The 17,046-nt window shown below is 50.8% G+C and carries 18 protein-coding genes; 8 read left to right on the top strand and 10 right to left on the bottom strand.

Annotated features, from left to right (window positions below; translation table 11 throughout):
* Positions 1-64: 64 nt before the first annotated feature.
* The 6 genes from A3844_RS22635 (at position 65) to A3844_RS22610 (ending at position 6,791) form a co-directional block, all read left to right on the top strand.
* Positions 65-967 (top strand): ABC transporter permease, encoded by a 903-nt coding sequence (locus A3844_RS22635; protein WP_074088789.1) that lies wholly within the window; start codon positions 65-67, stop codon positions 965-967.
* 25 nt (positions 968-992) lie between these two features.
* The gene (locus A3844_RS22630; protein ID WP_074088790.1) at positions 993-1,865 is read left to right on the top strand and encodes a carbohydrate ABC transporter permease; all 873 of its coding nucleotides are present in this window, start codon (positions 993-995) and stop codon (positions 1,863-1,865) included.
* 32 nt (positions 1,866-1,897) lie between these two features.
* Positions 1,898-2,848: a sugar phosphate isomerase/epimerase family protein gene (locus A3844_RS22625; protein ID WP_074108534.1), complete on the top strand. Its 951-nt coding sequence runs from the start codon at positions 1,898-1,900 to the stop codon at positions 2,846-2,848.
* On the top strand, positions 2,848-3,510 hold the full coding sequence (locus A3844_RS22620) for a hypothetical protein (RefSeq protein ID WP_074108533.1): 663 nt from the start codon (positions 2,848-2,850) through the stop codon (positions 3,508-3,510). The genes A3844_RS22625 and A3844_RS22620 overlap by 1 nt, the downstream gene beginning before the upstream one ends.
* Before the next feature lie 52 nt (positions 3,511-3,562).
* A complete protein-coding gene (locus tag A3844_RS22615; RefSeq protein ID WP_074108532.1) occupies positions 3,563-5,311 on the top strand; it encodes a hypothetical protein in 1,749 nt (582 codons plus the stop codon).
* Positions 5,312-5,399: 88 nt separating this feature from the next.
* Positions 5,400-6,791 (top strand): MATE family efflux transporter, encoded by a 1,392-nt coding sequence (locus A3844_RS22610; protein ID WP_074088794.1) that lies wholly within the window; start codon positions 5,400-5,402, stop codon positions 6,789-6,791.
* A gap of 111 nt (positions 6,792-6,902) precedes the next feature.
* On the opposite strand, the gene A3844_RS22605 is transcribed toward A3844_RS22610, so the two are convergent.
* Complete coding sequence (locus A3844_RS22605) at positions 6,903-7,178, bottom strand: beta/alpha barrel domain-containing protein (protein ID WP_256701663.1); 276 nt, start codon at positions 7,176-7,178, stop codon at positions 6,903-6,905.
* Positions 7,179-7,356: 178 nt separating this feature from the next.
* On the opposite strand from A3844_RS22605, the gene A3844_RS22600 reads away from it, so the two are divergent.
* Positions 7,357-7,788 carry a MerR family transcriptional regulator gene (locus tag A3844_RS22600; RefSeq protein ID WP_074108531.1) on the top strand — a complete coding sequence of 144 codons (432 nt, stop codon included), beginning with the start codon at positions 7,357-7,359 and terminating at the stop codon, positions 7,786-7,788.
* A 35-nt stretch (positions 7,789-7,823) separates the two neighbouring features.
* Positions 7,824-8,249 carry a MaoC family dehydratase gene (locus tag A3844_RS22595; RefSeq protein WP_074088797.1) on the top strand — a complete coding sequence of 142 codons (426 nt, stop codon included), beginning with the start codon at positions 7,824-7,826 and terminating at the stop codon, positions 8,247-8,249.
* Between the two features lie 82 nt (positions 8,250-8,331).
* Here the strand turns inward: A3844_RS22595 and paiA are convergent, their stop codons facing one another.
* The 9 genes from paiA to A3844_RS22550 all read right to left on the bottom strand — a co-directional run bounded on the left by paiA (position 8,332) and on the right by A3844_RS22550 (position 17,043).
* Positions 8,332-8,850 (bottom strand): spermidine/spermine N(1)-acetyltransferase, encoded by a 519-nt coding sequence (paiA, locus tag A3844_RS22590; protein WP_074108530.1) that lies wholly within the window; start codon positions 8,848-8,850, stop codon positions 8,332-8,334.
* A 23-nt stretch (positions 8,851-8,873) separates the two neighbouring features.
* The gene (locus tag A3844_RS22585; RefSeq protein WP_074108529.1) at positions 8,874-9,326 is read right to left on the bottom strand and encodes a MarR family winged helix-turn-helix transcriptional regulator; all 453 of its coding nucleotides are present in this window, start codon (positions 9,324-9,326) and stop codon (positions 8,874-8,876) included.
* Positions 9,327-9,451: 125 nt separating this feature from the next.
* Positions 9,452-10,786 carry a 6-phospho-beta-glucosidase gene (locus A3844_RS22580; protein WP_074108528.1) on the bottom strand — a complete coding sequence of 445 codons (1,335 nt, stop codon included), beginning with the start codon at positions 10,784-10,786 and terminating at the stop codon, positions 9,452-9,454.
* Positions 10,787-10,791: 5 nt separating this feature from the next.
* On the bottom strand, positions 10,792-11,787 hold the full coding sequence (locus A3844_RS22575; RefSeq protein WP_074108527.1) for an N-acetylglucosamine kinase: 996 nt from the start codon (positions 11,785-11,787) through the stop codon (positions 10,792-10,794).
* A 145-nt stretch (positions 11,788-11,932) separates the two neighbouring features.
* Positions 11,933-12,922 (bottom strand): LacI family DNA-binding transcriptional regulator, encoded by a 990-nt coding sequence (locus A3844_RS22570; RefSeq protein ID WP_074088802.1) that lies wholly within the window; start codon positions 12,920-12,922, stop codon positions 11,933-11,935.
* An 87-nt stretch (positions 12,923-13,009) separates the two neighbouring features.
* Complete coding sequence (locus A3844_RS22565) at positions 13,010-14,395, bottom strand: ABC transporter substrate-binding protein (RefSeq protein ID WP_074108526.1); 1,386 nt, start codon at positions 14,393-14,395, stop codon at positions 13,010-13,012.
* A gap of 54 nt (positions 14,396-14,449) precedes the next feature.
* Positions 14,450-15,328, bottom strand: a complete 879-nt coding sequence (locus A3844_RS22560) for a carbohydrate ABC transporter permease (RefSeq protein ID WP_074108525.1) — start codon at positions 15,326-15,328, stop codon at positions 14,450-14,452.
* Entirely contained in the window at positions 15,325-16,182 is an 858-nt protein-coding gene (locus tag A3844_RS22555; RefSeq protein ID WP_074101484.1) for a carbohydrate ABC transporter permease, read from the bottom strand. Before A3844_RS22555 ends, A3844_RS22560 begins: the two co-directional genes overlap by 4 nt.
* Before the next feature lie 456 nt (positions 16,183-16,638).
* A complete protein-coding gene (locus A3844_RS22550; protein ID WP_074108524.1) occupies positions 16,639-17,043 on the bottom strand; it encodes a nuclear transport factor 2 family protein in 405 nt (134 codons plus the stop codon).
* Between the last annotated feature and the right edge of the window lie 3 nt (positions 17,044-17,046).

The following is a 17,046-nucleotide window of genomic DNA, read 5'->3' as shown; positions in this document are numbered from 1 at the left end:
AGTGAAAGCTGGGGGGAAGTGAAGGCCGCTTCACCCCGGTTTTTCTCCATAGGAGGAAACCCCATTGAGCAAAGCGTCATATTTAAGACGGTATTGGCAACTGTACGCGCTGCTTGCACTGCCGATTGCCTATTTTGTGATCTTTCGCTACGGTCCGATGTATGGTGTGCAGATTGCGTTCAAAGATTTCAACCTGTTTCAGGGAATCGGGGGCAGTGCATGGATCGGATTTGACGCCTTCCGCGAGGTTTTTGGCATGAGGGAGTTCTATACTACCCTGCGAAATACGTTTATGCTGAATTTTCTTGATTTGATTGTCTCTTTCCCGGCCCCGATCATACTCGCGATTATGCTGTATGAGATCCGGTCGGTATGGTTCAAAAAAATATCACAGACCCTTTTGTACATCCCCCACTTTATTTCCTGGGTGATCATCGGGGGAATCGTATACCAATTGTTCGGCAACCAGTCCGGTATGGTGAACGAAGTTCTGGTAGGTCTGGGACTGGACCCCGTACCGTTTCTGACGGAAAAAAATCCGTGGCTGATCACCTATCTCTTCACAGGTGTCTGGCAAAGCGCCGGTTGGGGAACTATCCTGTATCTGGCAGCGTTAACGGGTGTCAACAGGGAGCTGTTTGAAGCTGCTGAAGTAGATGGAGCGACAAGACTCAAGAAAATCCGTTACATTACGCTTCCAAGCATCAAACCAACCATCATCACATTGCTGATTCTCAACCTCGGAAAAATGGTCAGCATCGGATTTGACCGTCCTTACGTAATCGGTAATACAACGGTCCGTGAATACTCCGATGTGCTTAGCACCTTTGTATACCGGATTGGTCTGGAATCCGGGCAATATACGCAGGCTACCGTCATTGGGCTGTTCCAGGCCGTGGTGGGGCTAGTGTTCATTCTGGGTTCTAACTATATTTCGAAAAAAACGACCGGTGACGGCATTATATGACAAGGAAGGAAGGAGGCGGAGTGCTATGAGTGAACGTACCTCAAACCGTATTTTTGATATCGTTAATATTACATTGGTTACGTTGTTCGTTTTGTTCTGTCTGGCTCCGTTTTTACACATCATTGCGGTATCCCTAAGTTCCAACCGGGCGATTACCTCCGGCGAAGTGACCCTTTTCCCTATTGAAGTGAACTGGGATGCATACATTCAGGTGTTTTCGAATGATTCCATGATCCACTCTTTGATCTTCACCATTATTCTGACGGTAGCCACAACTGTGCTATGCATGCTCTTCACCGTCGCAGCAGCCTATCCGTTGACCAAAAAGAATCTGAAGGGCCGTAAGGTCTTCATGTATCTTATCGTCGTTACGATGTTTTTCAGCGGCGGAATTATTCCCGAATATTTGCTGATCCGCGATTTAAAAATGATCGATTCGGTCTGGGCGCTTATTCTCCCCGGTCTGGTCAGCCCTTTTAATCTTATTATTCTGATTTCCTTTTTCAATAACATTCCTCCCAGTCTGGAGGAGTCGGCCGAAATTGATGGCAGCTCCCATTTTCACACACTGATGCGTATTGTGCTGCCGCTATCCATGCCGGTCATGGCTACGCTCGCTCTCTTCTATGCAGTGGGACGGTGGAACGGCTTCCAGGATTCCTTGATGTATATCAACAGCCCGGAACTGTATCCGCTTCAGCTGAAGCTGTTCCAGATGGTACAGAACAATATGGTCTCTGAGCTGACACAGCTGGAAGGTTCGAACAGGACTGCACTGACACCGGAGAGCCTCAAGGCGGCCACCGTCATTTTCGCCACAGTCCCTATCTTAGTTGTTTACCCGTGGCTGCAGAAATATTTTGTTAGCGGTGTTATGCTGGGTGCTGTCAAAGGCTGAACCGTTAACGGTCAAGAAAGGAGAACACTGTTATGGAGGATAAAGGAGTCTTCTCCTTCTCAACATGCTGGAACATTAAACGCCATACCATAGGCAGTGAAATGGTCCGGGAAATCCGTGAGCTTGGCTTTCGCCGCGTGGAGCTGAATTATAATGTGACCCAGGAAATGCTCACTACCATCGAGCCAATGATCGAACGGGGAGAGATCGGCATCTCCAGTGTCCACAACACCTTCCCTCACGTTCCGGACCCTGATTATGGTACGGATTCTGTACTGCTCGGCTTTGGGGAGGAGGATAAACGGCAGCGTGCGATCGAGCTGCTGGTTCGCTCAGCCGAATACACCCAGCGCTATGGAGGCGAAGCGGTTGTTGTGCATCCCGGCGAAGTGCCCTTTCCGAATGATATCAGCAAAGAGCTGGAGCAGATCTATAACGGACAGGGTAGAGATTCGGAGGCTTACCGCAGCAAATGGGCGGAGCTGATGGAGCGGCGAGAGACATATAGCGCCGGCTATGTACAGAAGATCATCGAAAGTCTGGATGAGGTATGCAACCTGGCGGTGTCGAGGGGGCTGAATGTCCGCTTTGGGATCGAGACCCGCTCCAGACCGCAGCAGATTCCGACGCTCGCGGAAGCCAAGACGATCATAAAGGCACTAAAGGGAGCACCTGTAGGCATCTGGTACGATACCGGTCATGCCATTATGATGGATCGCTTGGGACTGTACGATAGTGTGCGGGAAATGGAAGGCCTGATGGAGGATATTGTGGGTGTCCATATTCATGAAACCCTTGGTCTTTCCGATCATTGGTGCCCCTATGTGAACAGCAAGGATATGGAGTTCTACGATGCCTATTTGCCGATAATCGAGCGGGCACAGGTCAAGGTGTATGAGCTGAAGGCAGCCTGCCAGCCGGAAGAGATCGATGAAAGCCATTCGCTGCTTGCGGCCAAGCTTGCGGCCAGAGGTCAGGCCTAATGCTGAGCGATGCCGACCGGTTACTGGCTGCCAGATATGCCCCGTGCTTATTGTTCGATCCGTGCGAGCCGTTCTTTCCTGTTCGCTTCGGTATAACGGTACTGCGGCAGGAGGGGGACTCTCCTTCCTTCCGGCGGCGTCTGATTGTAAACCGCCCTGATGTGGAGGCTGTTGTAGAATACGCCATTTATTACGATTATGATATTCAGCATCTGTATGATCTGGAGCATGTGTGGGTATACATCGCCAGGAATGGAGAGGTGGCGGATGTCGAGGTCAGCTTTCACGGTAAATACCTGAAAGGGCTGCTGCGCGGACGGACTAATCTGAGCGGCACGCGGGCTGCTCTGTATGTCCAGCCCGGCAAACATGCGCTCTCTCCGCTTCCTGAACTATTTGAGCTGCTGCCGGGATTTGTGTCCTGCACGCAGGAGGAGGCAGGCGCAGACGGCCTGATCTACGGCGATTTCTATAGTGGAGTTCTGGCGGCGGACGAAGACATTGACAGCCGGGTCCGCCGTTACCTGCAAACCTTCCGGTTCACTCCCTCTCTGTTTTACCAGAGCTGGGACTATGCAGACCGGGAGGACCTGTTCGTTTCCTGGAGTCAGTTATTTGCCGAGATTCCTGAGCGTATTGGGAGAGAGCTGGAACGGATATAGGAACCTGGCATTACCCAGGCATGAAGCAGAATGCGTATTGGAGGGAATTACAATGTATAAGCAACTGGTGGAGAGTAATGACAGAGCGGTGAAGGAAGGGTTATCCCGGCAGGTGCTCGATCCGCAGAGCCGCTATTATGGCGGGACGATAGATCCGGGCACGGGTATTGCCTGGGTCAATCACACGACTGGCACGCCGACGGACATGTGTTACTGGGGAGCGGCTCTGGTCAATCCCGATTCTGCGTACTACCTGGATGAAGCGCTACTGGCGCGGCTGCTGCTGGCCACGGAGTTCGTGCTGCGCTTTCAGCATGAGGACGGCTCTATATCTCCGGGCTGGACGAACTTTCATTCTCCGCCGGATACGGCTTTTGTCATTGTCGGTTACGCTCAGCTGTACCAATTGCTGGCCCGCAAGGAATGGCAGCCGCTGCAGCCGGTGCTGGACAATATGCGGCTGTTTCTTGAACGGACCGTGCCTGTCATGATTACGGGCGGATGCCATACTCCGAATCACCGCTGGGTACTCTGCGCAGCACTTGGATATCTGCATGAGCTGTTTGGACTGGAAGAGGCCGTTCAGCGGGCGGATCATTGGCTGGCGGAAGGGATGGACATTACACCGGACGGGGAATGGACGGAGAGAAGCAATGGGATTTACAGCGCAGTCAGCGACATTATGCTGATTCATGCCGCCCGTCTGCTGAATCGCCCGCAGCTGCTGGACCCGGTTCGTCAGAATCTGCACATGATGGTGTACCTGGTCCATCCTTCGGGCGAGGTCGTTACTGATTATTCCGGCCGGCAGGACCTGGGGAGTGTTCACGATCTGTCTCCCTATTATTTACCTTATGCGATTCTGGCCCGCTCCGATAAGGATGAGTTATTTGCGGGCATGGCTGAATGGGCTGGACGTTCGCTTGCAGATCCGGGTGTCTGCTCGGTTAACGCGCTCGTGCGGATGCTGCTGGAGCCTGAGCTACAGCAGCCGCTTCAGGCAGCGGCGCCCCTTCCTGTGAAATATGAGGAAATGCTGAACGGCGATTTCCTTCGCCATAGTTATTTGGAGCAGATGGATGATGCCGGCCATGGGGGACGAATCTACCACAGCCGGCTGCATACTGATTTCGGTGCACCCGTTGCCCGTTACAGGGATGGCAGTACCAGTGTGACGCTGATTACGGAGACGCCGTCTTTCTTTGCGCTGCGCCATGGTGCCGTGAGGCTGCTTGCCGTTCAGGTGGCATCGTACTTTTATCCGGGATATGTGCCGATGCAGGAAATGACCAAGCTGCCCGAAGGATACCGCCTGGCGGGAGAACAGAAGAAAGGCTATTACGGCCCCGTCGAGGAGGCACTGCTTCCGCCAACATCCCGAACGCCGGTCAGTCCTTGGTATTTGCTCCCGCATCAGAGCCGACCGCTTACGCATGAACAGACATTCCGGGTACAGGCGGAGGTGCAGCGGACTGACGAGGGCTGGACTATCCGGCTGCACTGCGATGAGCCGGCGGAGGTCATGACACAGGTGTCTTTCATTTTCGGGAGCGAAGGAAGCTTCACCTCTGGAGATCTGCAGGCTGCAGATGAGGACTGCTATCTCTGGAGCGGCGGGAATCTCCGTTATGCCTGCGGGGAGGACTGGATTGAATTGACGGGGGGCGGGAGAGAACATCTGGCGACCGGGGTACGGGAGGCCAAGTTGCAGAATAACTGCAAGGCGGTGCTGGTTAACGCAGTGACCCCGTTCGATAAGACATTCTCGATTACATTATCTCCTTCGATGCACGGGGAGTAATGCCGGTCACATAGGCAGACCGCCTTGACTTATGCAGCTCATATGTTAGAATAGCGAGGCCCTAATTCTAATATAAAGAAGTGAACTTATGCTAGAGCCCAAGGTGAATGTGAAGCAGGGCCGCCTGTTTCTCGACAAGTATTTTTCTGGAGAATCCATTGACTACCGTCAAATCATATCGTTATTTCTTCCTATATTGGTAGATCAGGCCTTTGTGGTAGGGCTGAACGTCGTGAATACAGCGATGATCAGCTCTTCCGGTGTGGCGGCGATCAGTGCGGTGAATATGATAGATTCGCTGAATATTTTTCTAATCAGTGTATTCATCGCGGTATCCACTGGCGGAACCGTTGTTGTTGCGCAATATAAAGGCAGCGGAAACGACCTAATGGTCTCCAAAGCCGCCGCCGGAGCGGTCTCCTCTGTTTCGCTGATGGCATTTGCCATCGGCTTATTTGGCATTGCGTTCCATGGACCTCTGCTGCATCTGCTGTTCGGTGCGGCTTCGCCGGAGGTCATGTCGAACGCCCGCACGTATCTGATTGGCAGCAGCCTGTCCTATCTGGGGATTGCTGTGATGGAAGCGGTGTGCGGCGCGCTGCGCGGCATCGGGAGGACCCGTGTGTCCCTCGTACTCTCGCTGATTATGAACTTTTCTTACGTGCTGTTGAACTTCGTGTTCATTAACGGGCTGCATATGGGTGTGTTCGGCATGACCATCGCGATTAATACCTCCCGGTATCTGGCTGCGGTCTGCTCGCTGATCTATCTGTTCCGGCTCGACAGCAGCCTCCGGGTGAAGATCCGGGACTTATTGGTTCTCAACTGGACCATGCTCCGGAGAATTATGTTCATCGGCCTGCCGTTTGCGGCGGAGCAGATGTTCTTCAATGGCGGTAAGATTCTGACGCAGATTTTTATTGTCAGTCTTGGCACCTATGCCATTGCGACCAATGCAATCACTTCCTCGATCGCCGGGGTCATGCAGATTCCAGCCAATGCATTGTCGCTGACGTTGATCACTGTCGTTGGACAATGCATGGGAAGCCGGAATACCCGGGATGCGCGTAAATTCGTCAAGTCGTTTCTGTGGCTGTCCTCAGCCTCTTTTGCCTTGATGGCGCTGCTGATCTTCCCGTTATTCCACCCGCTGGTGTCGCTGTTCCATCCGCCGCAGGAGATTGTCCGGGATATCTTTATTGTTTTTCTGATGAATTCGATTGCCCAGATCCCGCTGTGGTCGATCAGCTTCATTACCCCTTCCGCGCTCCGGGCGGCTGGCGATTCCAAGTTCACATCCATCGTGTCCATGCTGTCCATGTGGCTGTTCCGCGTAGTGCTCGGCTATATCCTCGGCATCGTGCTGCATATGGGGATTATCGGGGTTTGGCTGGCCATGAACTGCGAGTGGGGCATACGCGGCTTCATTTTCCTCCGGCGTTTTCTCGGGGATAAGTGGGTTCAGCATAAGGTGATTTAACCCCTAAGGTATATACGATAAAAAAAGAACCCATTGTCCACGATAAGTGGAGATGGGTTCTTTAAGTCCGTTGAAAGTACCAATAAACGATTCAACGGTATTTGAAAATGTTTATTTAGCGATATTAAACCAACCTGGCATGGCTTGAAATACATTCCAAAGTTTTTCCGGAATATTAAGCTGGTCGAGTTTCGAAACGTTCAATTCAGAATCCACCTCGGCTTCACGTCCATTTGCGACCTTCTCAACCCAATTAGGATCCATAATTAACGCATGTCCAATGGCGACTAGCGGCAAGCCTAATTCCATAGCATTAAGGGCATCATCTGGTGTTATTATGGAACCGGCAGCCATCACAGGTATCTTCCCGTTTGCTCTTTCAAGAATGAATTCAAGCCGTGTTTTTTCATTATCCTGTTATATTTTCTATTTCAGTGTAATTGGTTGCTGTTACGGGAAGTAAAGGGTTTATTTTTATATGGTTACATAAAGGGTTTTTATGTTATCGTTATCTTTGTGATCTATATTTAGTTACAGTAACTGTAACTGGAGGTGGGACGAGTAGATGCTGTATTCAATGACATATGTAGTGGAGCATGTAGATGTATCTGCAAAGACACTTAGATTTTATGAAGAGCAAGGGATATTACCAAACATATCTCGTGACGAAAAAGGCCGTAGAGTGTATACCCAACAACAAATAGACTGGATTTCTTTTATTCGTTGTCTCAAAGAGACAGGAATGCCTCTTTCGAAAATAAAGGATTACAAGGAACTTTATGAACTGGGGAATAACACCTTTTTGCAAAGAGAAGAAATGTTAATGCAGCATAAATTGGAAGTGCAGAAGAAAATTGATGAAAGTTTTAAACACTTGGAGGAAATAAATTATAAAATTGCCATGTATGAACTTCAGAAAGAAGAGGTTATGAACAATCCCAACTATGACTTTAAATGTCACGGTTACTTAAGCTCCCAGGACAAGATCGTCCAATAAAACAGCAAATATAACGGATATAAGAGGTGCGATGAATGAGATTTAATGAATTTTTTGTCGGGCAAGTCTTCAGAACCAAGTCCATCAGAATGACTAAAGAGAGTATTACGAGATTTGCAGCGGAGTTTGACCCTCAATATATGCATTTGGATGAAGAGAAGGCGAAGCAAGGAAGATTTAATGGAATTATTGCCTCAGGTATACAAACCATGGCGGTCTCATTCAAACTTTGGGTGGAAACGGGGAGTTATGGTGATGATGTTATTGCTGGAACCGCTATGAACAATCTTAAATTTACTAAGCCGGTGTATCCGGAGGATGAGTTGTATACCCTTGTTGAAGTGACCGAAGTGAAAGAGAAGAAGAATGACACAGGGAGCGTTACTGTATTGTTGTCCACGTTCAACCACAACGATGAGAAGGTTTTTGAGGGTGATTTAACCGTGCTGATTAAGCAGTAACCTACACCCCAACAAAAGATATCCCTGACTCCTGCAACGGATAAGGGATATCCTCTAGCCTGAATATCTTTACAGAAGAATCCTATTGGAGTGTCTTGGTCATTATCAGATCGATTTGTTCTTCATCACCCATATAGAAAGAGTGGGCTCCGGTTTGAACAAACCCTATTTTTTGATAAAAGGTAATGGCGCGCTCATTTTTTTCCCATACCCCGAGCCAAATCTTCTCTTTATTCTGTTCTTTTGCTAGGGCTATAGCTGTATTCATCAGATAGCTGCCAAGTCCCTGCTTATGGAATTTTTTGCGGATATAAATCCTCTCAATCTCAAGCGAAAGATTATCCATGATTTCAGATTGAGCCTCATTAGTGTTGACCTTTAAATACCCGGCAATTTCCCCGTTAGAATAAATAAAATAGAATTCCGAAGAGATAGTTAATAACTCCTTTTCTAATTGCACTACGTTAAACGCTTTTTCCAAGTAGGCCTTCATATGCTCAGGTGAATTTTGATCCTCAAATGTCTCCTTAAATGTTTCAACACTAAGATCTTGAAGCAATCCTAGATCTTCTAATGTGCACTTTTGTATAGTTATAGTCATTTTAGGTGCCTCCTTTTAAGCAATCAATAAGTTCTCTGGTTCCCCTTTTTTACAAACTCCCAGTCTTTTTCTACATTTTTTCTGACTCTTTGCAGCAGGTCGAAAACCGTTTCCACTTCACTTTCAGAGAATCCGGATAGTGCGACCTTATTGGAATAATCATTTTCCCTTTTAATAAAAGGGTACACAGACATCCCTTTCTCTGTAGGAAATAGTTTTTTAATTTTTTGATTAACGGGATCATCATTCTTCTTAATAAATCCGTTAATCTCCAGTTTCTTTATGGCACGAGCCGCTGTTGTCCGGTCTACCTTTATCATTTCCGCTAGCTTCTCTTGAATCATTCCCGGATTTTCACATATTCGCACGAGATACAAGTACTGCCCTTTTGTAAGATCATATTTTTTAAATTCTATATTACTTACAGAATCCAATGCTCTGGCAATCATTCCAACCTCACGTAAAATTTCTTTCATAATTGCCACTCCGCTACTCATGTATTTTTCAAACGATGTAAGAAATAATACATTATTATTGTTGTATTTACAACAAAAAAAGAGACTGCCCCTTCTTGAAAGGCAGTCTCTTTTTGATATCCCGTTTATTGTACCGGTGTCCCGGCAGTCTCTTTGGCAAAAAAGTTCGGCAAGTATGCCTTGTTCGCTTCCAGCATTTCGTCCAGCATGGCAATGGCCACCTCTACGGAAGGCACAAGCGGATGATGTGCGAGCGCCTGAATCGCCAGGCTGCGGTCCCCGGTGACAGCGGCATTAATGGCCAGCTGCTCGTAGGTTTTGACGGCATGGATCAGTCCCTTGGCCATCGGAGGGATCTTGGTCAGCGGCAGCGGCAGGGGACCGGTCTTGGTCACCACGCAGTTGACCTCAATGCTCGCATCCTCCGGCAGGAAGTCCAGGACGCCACGGTTCGCCACATTCAGTGTCTGGATGTCGTTCGTGCCGTTATGCAGGGAACGCATCAGATTGACCGCAGCCTCGGAATAAAAGGCTCCGCCGCGCTGCTCCAGCTGCTTCGGCTTCTCGCTCAGCTCCGGATTGGCGTAGATGGCGAACAGTTCCTCCTCTACATGTTTGACCACCTCGGCGCGGTTGCCGCCTTGCTTGAAGGATTCCTGCTGCTCTGCGAGCATGGCATCGGTCATATAGAAATATTTCAAATAGTAAGAGGGCAGTGCATGCAAAGATTGCAGGAACTCGGGATTCCACTCCCGCGCTGGAACATTCTTCGCACTGTAGCCAGCGGTGTCGGCCAGCATGTCATCCAGCTTGTCTTCTCCTTCAACATCAATGCGGGTAATCCAGTGCAGATGATTCAGGCCGACGAACTCGGCATAGATCCGGTCAGGGGCGGCATTGTATTTGGCCGATACCTGCTTGATCAAGCCGATGGGTGCATTACACAGCCCCACACTCTTGACGTTCGAATACCGCAGCACTGCTTCGGTAACCATTCCGGCCGGATTGGTGAAATTCAGCAGCCAGGCGTTCGGCGCCAGCTCCTCGATATCCCGGCAGATGTCCAGGATGACCGGGATGGTACGCAGTGCCTTCAGCATTCCGCCCGGGCCCGTCGTTTCTTGGCCGATTACTCCATACTTCAGCGGGATGGACTCGTCACGGGCGCGGGCATCCAGCATGCCGACACGAATCTGTGTACTGACGAAATCGGCGCCTTCAATCGCTTTGCGGCGGTCGGTGGTGAGGTGGACCTCGATGGGAAGCCCGGATTTCTCTACCATCCGTTTGGCCAGACTGCCGACGATATTCAGCTTGTGCAGGCCGGGGTCAATGTCCACAAGCCATAGCTCGCGGACCGGAAGCTCCTTGTAATGAAGAATGAAGCCTTCGACGAGTTCCGGGGTATAGGAAGATCCGCCGCCGATGACGGCGATCTTAAGGCCTTGGTTAGTTGCCAAGATAATCACTCCTGTCTGGTTGTGATGGGGATTGCTTCGAACTCTTGAAATACACGCATTTTCTCATAAATATCGTTGTTTACAGGAATACCGTCTTCTTCGAGTGCCGACCATACAGCACCGACGACAGGTTCTGTGGTTAAGGTGACCACGGAAGCGTTCGGAGCTGCGCTGTGCACCGCATGCTCAATCGGGCCAGTGATCCAGCCCCGGTCACCCCGGGTAAGGAGGCTTCCGGCGAGCACTACGTCAAAGGCCTCGTTCTCCATGCCCAGCCTGTGAATCACGGCCGCAGCCGCTTTGCCCAGCTCCACGCCCTGGCGGTGCAGGATCGCAAGCGCTGCGTCATCGCCTTCGGCCGCAGCCGGGAACAGCAGGCGGGCGGCGTCCAGGGGCACAGACTTTCCATGATCGAGGAAGTCATCGAACATCTCTCCGACATGCGTATAGCCGAGCAGCTGAAGCAGCGGCTCTGTGAGAAGTGTAGGTGCTTCCCTCCCGTCCCAGGCCCGGAGTACGGTGCGGAATACTTCGATATTCAGCGCTCCGCCGCCGCCGAAATCGCCGTACATATAATCAAAGCCGCCGCATTGATAGTGCCGGCCCTCACGGCTGCGCCCGGCGGCATTCGTGCCGGTTCCACAGATGAGAGCAACGCCATAAGGGCGTTTCGTACCGGCACGCAGGCCGATCATCGGGTCGCCGCTGATCGTATAATTCGTAAATCCGATGCTGCGGATCATCGGATGGAGGATGTCGTAATCCGTCTTGCGGTCAGCACCGGCCAGACCCAGATAAGCATGCTTAACCTCGCCAAGCCGGAGTCCTGCTTCCGCAAGCGCCGCGAAGGCTGCCTCATGGATACTGGCCGCGGCCTGACGGGCTCCCATCTGATGGTTCCCATTGCCGCTCCTGCCCTTGCCAAGCACATTGCCATGCTCATCGCAGAGCAGAGCGTAGGTTTTGCTTCCTCCGCCATCGATGCCCAAATAGTAAGCCAATGGTCGTCACTCCTAAAGTTTTGTAGCCACGCATCCTTGATATATACTCCGCAAAACTCGCCTCGAAAGCATAGTCTAAGTTTTGTGAGCTTTCACATCCTGAGTTACTTCGTCATCCTATACTTAACTGCCGGACAGTACGGCTCTACTTGGATAAAGTAGATTCACGTACAATTAATTCCGGATCAATCCTTACGTTGGCCCCGCGTTTCATCGTTCCATTCATGCGTTTCAGCAGCATATCGGCTGCGGCTATCCCGATCTTGTCTGCCGGCTGGCGCAGGGTTGTCAGATGCGGGCGAAGCTGGGAAGCAATGTAGTGGTCGTCATAGCCGACAACAGCAACCTCTTGCGGCACGCGCACCCCGGCTTCCATCAGAGCATTGATCACGCCAAGGGCGATGTTGTCATCTCCCGTAAATACGGCGGTGGGCAGCTTGCCCTCGGACAGCCAGCGTTTCGCGGTATCGTAGCCTTTGGTAATTTCAAAATCGCCGTGAACAATCTCAAAGGGTTCCAGCCCTTGTTCCTTCAGTGCCTTCAGGAAGCCGGCGCGCCGTTCCTTGGTACTGCGGAACATCTCATGCCCGCAGAGATGGGCGATAGAGGTATGTCCCAGCTCCAGCAGGTGGCGGGCGGCGGCATAGCCGCCTTTTACGTTATCAATAGTAATCGAATAGCTGTCATTCTCCGGCTGCTGATTATCGATCAGCACATAGGGGATGCCGCGCCGCTTCAGCTCCACAATATAGTTGTCCTCTTCCATCGGCGAGAGCAGAATCAGGCCGTCCACCCGGTCCTCCTGGATCAGATAGTGGTTCTCGTCTGAGGCGATACCCGTAGAGATGGAGATGGCCAGAAAATAGCCGTGCAGCGCCAGCACCTCATTCAGCTCTTTGACCACCGCATCGAAGAAGGAATCCTGCAGGGTCGTTACAATCAAACCGATGATGCCGGTCTTGCCGCTGGCCAGGCTGCGGGCCGCCGCATTGGGGCGGTAATCCAGCTCTTTGATCGCGTCCAGCACTTTTTGGCGGTTCTTCTCGCGCACCGAGCCTGCCCCGTTAATGACCCGGGAGACCGTTACCACGGATAACCCGGATTTTTTGGCTACATCAAAAATACTCACTTTCATCTCAAACGCTCCTTGCGGCGGATTTTCCGAATCTATTCCCTGCCTACAGTATACAGGGCTTGCCGCATATCCGCTAAAGGCAGGAATTTATCTCTTAATAATCTCAGTCACTTTCTTCTGAATCACCGGCATAACCTCCTCGAGTGTCTGATGTCCGGTCTCGACTGGCTGCATCTCATTGATGAACATGTCGTTGATCTGCGAGTAGTTGGTGATCAGATGGTTGTAGGATTCGAAGCCGTATTTGACTGCACCCTCGTAGACCTTCTTCACATCCGCCGGATCAATGCCGTCAAAATGCTTATAATATTCTTCCGCAGCTTCCGTATTGACCGGAGGATTGCCGCCGCTCAGCTCGATGGATTTCTCCTGGACTTCGGTGGTCATCAGATACTTGATCCATTCAAAAGCTTCCTTCGGATGCTTGGAGCCCTTCAGAATCAGCAGCGGATCAACGAACAGCGTACTGCGCACCTTCTCGTTACCTCCCCAAGGGACGGCGGCTACGCCGATTTTGAATGGAAAATCATTCGCTCCCGCCAGGTTCCAGGAGCCGCCGATGGACATGCCGATTTTGCCTGCAACGAAGGGATCGCCGTTCTGTCCGGCCACGCTTTTGCTCCACTCGGAGGTGGGAGAGACCTTGTCCTTGAATATCAGATCGAACAGCTTTTGGTAAGCGGCAATCACCTTGGGGGAGTCAAAATGGGTCTCGGATGGCACGCCGCCGTTCGTCCAGGTATCTTCAGAATAGGGTTCAGCTCCGAAATACAGCGGCCGCATATCGCGCTCGGACCAGGTGAAGTCCACGCCGTACTGCGTTTTGGCAATGTCGTCAGAGACGACGGTCATTTGCTTGGCCTTTTCAACCATTTTGTCAAAGGTCCAGCTTTTGTCCTCATAGTCACTTGGAGGGTAGGAGAGCTTCGCGGCATCGAACATATCTTTGTTGTACAGCATCAGGGTGACATACATGTTGACCGGGATGCCGTAGGTGCGGTCCTTGACGGTGTAGATTTTCATGAGATTGTCAGGAATGTGATAATCCTCCGGCTTGAATCCCACTTCCTTAATCAGATCGGTCAGATCGAGCAGCATGCCCTTGTTGTAATATTCCGCAAAACCGCCATAACCGTAATGGCTTGTGACATCAGGCGATTTGCCCCCGGCGATCAGGGTCTGCAGCTTGCTGTCGAACTGCTCGTAAGGCGCTTTTTCCACCTTGACCCGGATATTCGGATGCTCCTTCTCAAAATCGGGAATCAGCTTCTCGATAAACGTGCGGTCCTCGGAATCAATGGTGTAGTGGGTGATGGTTACTTGTTCTTCTGTGCTGCCGCCACTTGCCGCGCCATTATTTCCTGCAGCCACATCACCCGCCGATTTGCCTCCGCTGCAGCCGGATAAGGCCGCCATTACAGTTAGTCCTGCTGCAAGCAGCAGCGAGGATGTTTTTCGGTTACGTGTGTTCATCCGTTAATCCCTCCATCATTTCAAGTCGTATTGGACCGCCGGATAGGGCGGGGATTACTTGATGCCGGTCAGAACAATGCCTTCCACGAACTGCTTCTGGGCGACCGCGAACAAGGTCACAATGGGAAGCATCGCCAGTACGGAAGCAACCATCAAGAGGTGCCACGGCGGGATGCGGAAGCGCGACGAGGTGAGTGAGGCCATGCCCACCGGCAGGGTGAATTTCTCCGATGAGCTTAAGTAGAGCACAGGTGTAAGCAGGTCATTCCAGCTGTAGATAAAAGCAAAGATTGCAACGGTTGCCAGTGCCGGGGCGGACAGCGGCAGGGCGATCGTCCACCACATCCGCAGCTCACCGCAGCCGTCGATCCGGCCGGCATCGAACAATTCCTCGGGCAGCGTGGAGAAGAATTGCCGCAGCAGGAAGATGTTGTAGGCTGAACCGAAGAATGCGGGCACGATCAGCGGCAGGAAGGTATCAATCCAGTTCATATGGGAGAACAGCACGAACTGCGGGATCATAATCGCCGGATACGGCAGCATCATGGTGCTGAGCAGCAGGATGAACAGGAATTGGTTGCCTCTGCCCCTGAACCGGGCGAACCCGTAGGCGACCAGCGCCGAAGAGATCAGGGTGCCGATGACAGTCAGCACAGCGATGGTCAGACTGTTCTTGTACAGGGTACCGAAATGCAGCGTGTCGAAAATCTCACGGTAGTTGCTCCACGCCCAGCTCTCCGGCAGAAAGGTCGGCGGGAACTTCAGCATCTCCCGCTTCGATTTCAGTGAGGTGGAGACCATGAAGAACAGCGGCAGCAGCATAAGAAAGGTGGTAATCAGCAAAGTGATGAAGCTGGCTGCCTTCACGGGATCGACCCTCCGGCGGTGCGCAGAAGCGGGTGCACGGTGGTTGGCTGTTTTGACGATGCTCATCGGCGTCCGCCTCCTTCATAGTGCACATAACGGTTCGACAGCTTCATAATGATAGCGGTGAACACCATAACCACGATCAGCAGCACCCACGCCAGCGCGGAGGAGTAGCCGGCACGGTATTCCTTGAAGGCGCTGGTGTACAGATTGTAGACATAGAACCAGGTAGAGTAGTTAGGACCGCCCTGTGTCATGACGAAGGCCTGGGTGAACACCTGGAATGAATCAATCAGACCCATGATGAGCTGGAACAGCAGTACCGGCGAGATCATCGGCAGGGTGATATTCAGGAAAATCCTGAACCGTCCGGCCCCGTCCAGGTTGGCGGCTTCGATCAGACTGGCAGGGACGCCTTGCAGCCCGGCGAGGAAAAGGATCATGCCTGAACCGGCGGTCCACAAGGACATGATAATTAGTGCATACAGCGCCGTGTCGGGACTCATCAGCCAGGCCGGGCCATGGATGCCGAACCAGGAGAGCATGTAGTTGAAAAGGCCGATCTGCGGGTTAAAGATCCAGTACCACAGGAGTGACATCGCCACCCCGGACACCATACTGGGAAAATACATCGCGGTGCGGAAGAATCCGCGCAGCGGGATCGTCTGGTGCAGCAGAAGGGCGAAACCAAGACCGAGCAGCAGCTGTATTGGCACACTGATGAAGGTGTACCTCAGGGTGACCGTGACTGATTTCCAGAACAGCTCGTTGTGAAACATCTCTGTGTAGTTGGCAAGTCCGATGAATCTCGGCGGGTGGATGATGTCATAGTCCGTGAAGCTGTAATACAGCGACGAAAGAATAGGGTACAAAGCAAACACCAGAAAACCGATTAACCACGGGGAAATGAACATATACATGTAGAAGGTCTGCCGCCGGCTTTCACTCTTAATCACTAACACACCAGCCTTTCTTGTTTGTAAGTTTAAGCGCTTTAACTTTTATAATAAATAAACGTTGTAATATGGAGTTAATAAAGGAAATATAATTTATAAAGTTTAATCGCTTAAACTTTATAAATAACCTGATGAGATTATCATAGAGGATGGGCTGGAAATAATCAACCCCCAATTCATCAGATAAAGCGCTACCAGTGAAGAAATATAACGCTAAATAGAATTTTCGGTTGGGTTTTCGGTTTGATCTGCTGGGGTTATGAGTATTTGTGTGAAGTAACATGACATTTAGAAAAGGGCGATGCGGGTATCTAGAGGGGAGATTTGGCTTGTGGAAAACAAAAGCCCCTCCGCCGATTGGCGAGCTGGGCTCGAGAATATCTTTTCACTTTATCATCGTATTATTGGTTATGACCCCGGTTAGTTACTAACACTAGCAATTTCTTTGAATTCGTCAGCATTGTTAAGCGGACAGGATATTTCGTTGCAGCGAAGAATCTTGTGGCCTTCCAATTCAAAGATAGCAATTAATTCAACTTGTCCGCTATTTCCATTTTTCTTTGTAACATCTACCGTATAGCGTAATGTCATTGTTTGTAGCTCCTCATCAAACAATGTATCATAGAAAGGCGAAACTCTAATTTTTTCTACCATTTCTTTTAGTGTAGCGATATGTTTCGTGAACTCCTCTTTGTTCGTTTTTACCCCATCCGTCACCTGATAATATTCTTCGCTAAAATAGACAGGGATCTTTTCTAAATTCAAACCAACCACAATATCGTTGTACATATCTGTTAAAAATTGAAGCGCTTCTGTTTTATTCATTTC

Origin of the sequence: Paenibacillus helianthi (assembly GCF_001909055.1) — a bacterium.
Classification (GTDB): domain Bacteria; phylum Bacillota; class Bacilli; order Paenibacillales; family Paenibacillaceae; genus Paenibacillus_AQ; species Paenibacillus_AQ helianthi.
This window is presented reverse-complemented; position numbering and strand designations above follow the sequence as displayed.